Genomic DNA, 1,985 nt, shown 5'->3' on the forward strand with positions numbered 1-1,985 from the left:
AGCTTGAATCGAAATGACCCTAAACGCAAGCTTGTTCTCAATCTGTGTCCATTCAGTTCAATCGGGGGAATCAGCATGAGTGCAATTACAGCGGCAAGCCGGATGGGGATCCGGGGCATTACGGAGACCACCCCACTGGAGTTGCGCCCCAACGCCAGCCAGGATCAGCTCAATGCGGTGCTGCGGGCCATCTACCGTCAGGTGCTGGGCAACGACCATTTGTTTGGGGCCGATAGGAAGGAGCTAGCCAGTGCGGAATCGCTGCTGCGCCAGGGCAGCCTGACGGTGCGGGAGTTTGTGCGATGGATCGCCAAGTCCGAAGCCTACAAAAAGCGGTTTTTCTACCCCAACTCGCAAACCCGGGCCATCGAGCTCAATTTCAAGCATCTGCTGGGACGCGCTCCCACCAGCCCCAAAGACATCGCCCGCCATTTGGACATCTACCAATCTGGCGGCCACAGCGCGGAGATCGATTCCTACATCGACAGCCCAGAATACCTAGAAGCTTTTGGAGACAACATCGTCCCCTACCCGCGTGGGTTTGAATACCGCAAGGCTCATTCCACCCGCGACTTTACCAATCTCTTCGCCCTCTACGGGGGCTACGCCAACAACGATCGCTCCCAAGGGCCCAGACCCCGTCTGATGATGCCTTTGGCCACCGGGTTTACCCCGGCCATTCGCCGCATTGGGGTGCGGGGCCTGCTGCCGCCCAGCCCCATTTCCAAACACCTGGGGCCGCCAACGGGCCAGTCGGATCGCATGTTCTGTGTGGAAGTGACCCGACTGCTGAATCCGCCTTCGGCGCTGGCCACTTCCAGCCGAGTGCGCAAATCCAACCAGCAGATTTTCGTCTCTGCCGATCAACTGTCGGCAACAATGCAGCGGTTGCTCAAGTCGGGCGCCAAGATCGTCAGTGTCCGCAGCGCTTAATCCCTTCTCGGTGTCCTCTCCGTTGTTGATTCCATGACCACTGCTGTTCCTCTGGATCCCAATCCGTCGGTGGATCTCACCCCGGCTGGACAAATCGCCAAGCTGCGCCACGGGGATCCAGGGGAACGCTACTATGCGGCTTGGTGGCTGGGGCGCATGCGCATTGCCGAAGGGATCCCTGCCCTGATCGAGGCCCTGGCCGATGAAACGGATCGCACCGCTCAAGGGGGATATCCGCTGCGGCGCAACGCTGCTCGTGCTTTGGGTAAACTGGGATCCCTCGCCGGGATCCCTCCCCTGAAGGCGGCTTTGTCTTGCTCTGATGGCCAAGTGGTGGCGGCGGCTGCCCAGGCGCTGGTTGAGATTGCCCTTGCCAACAACCTCCATAGGGATCCCGACGAAGTGGAAAAGCTGGGATCCGCTTTGCTGGAAGGGCTGCGCTTTGTGGAGCAAGGACTGCAGACGGAAGCCCAAGCCGCCCTAGAAGCCATTGTTGAGGCTCTTGGACAACTGCAAGTGACCGCTGCCCTGGAGCCAATTCGTCCTTACCTAGAGCACACTTCCATTCGCTTGCAATGTGCGGCGGCACGGGCCTGCTATCGTCTCACCGGGGATCCGACTTTTGCTCAGCGCCTGCTGTCGGTGTTGAATCACCACAACATCCATCTGCGGCGGGCTGCCCTTTTGGATTTGGGGGCCAGTGGCTATTTGCCGGCAGCACAAGCCATTGCGGTGGCGGCGGTGGAGGTCAACCTGAAGCTCCTCGCCCTCAAACAGTTGGTGGAGATCAACCTGGAACAACATCAAAGGATCCCCGGTGCTGAGCTGCAGCAGGTGCTGCGGCTGATCGACGAGCTGCTGTGAGCGGTGGTGCTTCTGGGCCCTTGCTGTTCACATTAGCGGGACGGAGTCCTTTGCAACTGACCTATCAAGGCATTGCCCATGAGTTTGTGCATCCCTCTGCAGCGATTCAAAGCCGTCAGAATCTGTCCGCTCGGCACCAGGGTTGGGCTCCGTGGCTGTAGCACTGCCTCAGCTAGAAATCGCAGGAG

General features: G+C 59.6%; 2 protein-coding genes. Both read left to right on the forward strand.

Going from position 1 to position 1,985, the window contains the following annotated elements; genetic code table 11:
- The first annotated feature begins 75 nt into the window (after nucleotides 1-75).
- Nucleotides 76-933 (forward strand): phycobilisome rod-core linker polypeptide, encoded by an 858-nt coding sequence (locus NW819_RS04030; RefSeq protein ID WP_414332161.1) that lies wholly within the window; start codon nucleotides 76-78, stop codon nucleotides 931-933.
- 33 nt (nucleotides 934-966) lie between these two features.
- Entirely contained in the window at nucleotides 967-1,797 is an 831-nt protein-coding gene (locus NW819_RS04035; RefSeq protein WP_414412961.1) for a HEAT repeat domain-containing protein, read from the forward strand.
- Nucleotides 1,798-1,985 lie beyond the last annotated feature (188 nt).

The sequence above is a fragment of the Synechococcus sp. R8-2 genome (assembly GCF_047461715.1).
Taxonomy (GTDB): domain Bacteria; phylum Cyanobacteriota; class Cyanobacteriia; order Thermostichales; family Thermostichaceae; genus Thermostichus.

Bases quoted from the DNA above. Each gene is read 5' to 3' on its own strand.
- NW819_RS04030 (WP_414332161.1), top strand. From the start codon at position 76: ATGAGTGCAATTACAGCGGCAAGCCGGATGGGGATCCGGGGCATTACG.
- NW819_RS04035 (WP_414412961.1), top strand. From the start codon at position 967: ATGACCACTGCTGTTCCTCTGGATCCCAATCCGTCGGTGGATCTCACC.